The organism is Propionivibrio pelophilus DSM 12018, assembly GCF_059569095.1.
Genome location: NZ_JCANUT010000130.1, coordinates 1 through 2,023, shown reverse-complemented (window position 1 = coordinate 2,023; position 2,023 = coordinate 1). Strand labels below are relative to the sequence as shown.

At 60.4% G+C, this 2,023-nt stretch carries 1 protein-coding gene; it reads left to right on the top strand.

Annotated elements, in window-relative coordinates:
* Positions 1-368 precede the first annotated feature (368 nt).
* Positions 369-1,862: an IS21 family transposase gene (gene istA / locus BO74_RS20965; RefSeq protein ID WP_496445325.1), complete on the top strand. Its 1,494-nt coding sequence runs from the start codon at positions 369-371 to the stop codon at positions 1,860-1,862.
* Positions 1,863-2,023 lie beyond the last annotated feature (161 nt).

The window sequence follows — 2,023 nt, the reverse complement described above, 5'->3', positions numbered from 1 at the left end:
GCCTACTTTGATCGACTCGGAGTTCCTCGTCTCTCATGACCTCAACTTCTCGAACCGCCCGGTGCGGACCCGCATGCCGGGTGGTGTGGCAGCGGCGCTGCCTATAAGGGCTGCCCCCTATGCCGATTAGGGTGTCTATTCTCAAAAAGCCCCCCCCACAAAGACCCCCACAGATCAATTACCTAGAATCAACTATCGCCAATAGCTCGTCGTCAGTCATTGCGAAAAATTTCGACTGCAGTCGCTTTGCATGTTGACGCGCACTGAAAAGTACCCGGATTTCGAGCTATCTGCGCGCTGAAAATTACCCAGGGTGATTAACCTCCTTCGCTCCGTTTAGGAGCGGGGAAACCGAGGAGATGATCACCATGAATTTGTTGGGGAAAGTACGAAGACTGCATTACCGTGACGGGCTGAATCTGTCGGATATCGAGCGGCGGACGGGCCTGACGCGGAAGACGATCCGGAAGTGGCTGAAGGCGCCGGAAGGCGCTGAACCGAACTACCGCAGGAAGATCGGCGAGACCAAGATCGCGCCGTTTGCCGAGCGTCTGATCAAGATGCTCGAAATGGACGCACGCCGTCCGGTCAAAGACCGGCGAACCGCCTTGAAGCTTCATGCCGAGTTGAAGCGCCAGGGCTTTGACGGCCACTACAGCCGGGTCACCGAGTTCATCCGCAAATGGCGACAAAGTAGAGGTGTTGCCGTCACCAAAGCGTTTGTGCCCTTGCAGTTTGCCCCTGGCGAAGCACACCAGTTCGACTGGAGCGAAGAGCATCTGGTCATCGGCGGCGTCTGGCGGAAGCTGACCGTGGCGCACCTGAAGCTCTGCTACAGCAAGACGTTCGTCGTGCAGGCGTACCCGGCGCAAAGCCACGAAATGCGGTTCGATGCCCACAGCCGGGCCTTTGCCGCGTTGGGTGGCATACCGCGCCGTGGCATTTACGACAACATGAAGACGGCGGTAGACAAGGTCAAGAAAGGCAAGGCCCGGGTCGTCAACACGCGCTTCGCCGCGATGGCCTCGCACTACCTGTTCGATCCGGATTTCTGTAACGTGGCGTCCGGATGGGAGAAGGGTGTTGTCGAGAAGAACGTTCAGGACACGCGGCGGCGGATCTGGCAAGACGCCGCTCAGGAACGCTTCGGCAGCTTCACCGAACTGAACCTGTGGCTGCTGGCCCGCTGCCGGGCCTTGTGGCGGGAACTGCGCCACCCCGAGTACGACCTGTCGCTCGCTGAAATGCTCGAACAGGAACAGCCGCACCTGATGCCGATGATTGTCCCGTTTGACGGCTACGTCGAAACCCTCGGCAAGGTATCGAGCACCTGCCTGGTCACCTTTGATCGAAATCGCTACTCGGCCCCGTGCGAATGGGTCGGGCAGATGGTCGGCATCCGGGTCTATCCGGAACGGATTGACCTTGTCGCTCACGATGCGGTGGTCGCCAGTCACCTGCGTAGTTTCAGCCGGATGGAAACCCGCTATGACTGGCAACACTACATTCCGCTGATCGAGCGCAAACCCGGCGCGTTACGCAACGGTGCACCGTTTGCCGACCTGCTGCCGGCACCGATGCAGAAACTGCGTGGCCTGTTGCTCACGCGTGAAGGCGGCGACCGGATCATGGCCCAGGTACTCGCGGCTGTGCCGAACCATGGTCTCGACGCCGTTCTGGTTGCCGTCGAACTGGTGCTCGAATCCGGCACCCCGAGTTCCGAGCACATCGAGAACGTGCTCCACCGGCTGAAAGCGGTGCCGCCGCCACCGCAGGTCGAATCAGCACTAACCGTCGAAGAGGCGCCGGTGGCGGACCCGCACCGGTACGACCGTCTGCGCCAGGAGGTGAGCCATGCGTGACATCACCGCCGAACTCAAGGAACTGCGCCTGTACGGCATGGCCAGCGCCTGGGAAGAGGTCTCTGCCGTAACCGCTAACTGAGCGACGTACTTGCCTATTCCCGTGGGCTCTGCAAAGGCGAACGAAGCGGATTGTCGGCGAAGAGCGTCTTCCAGAGCCT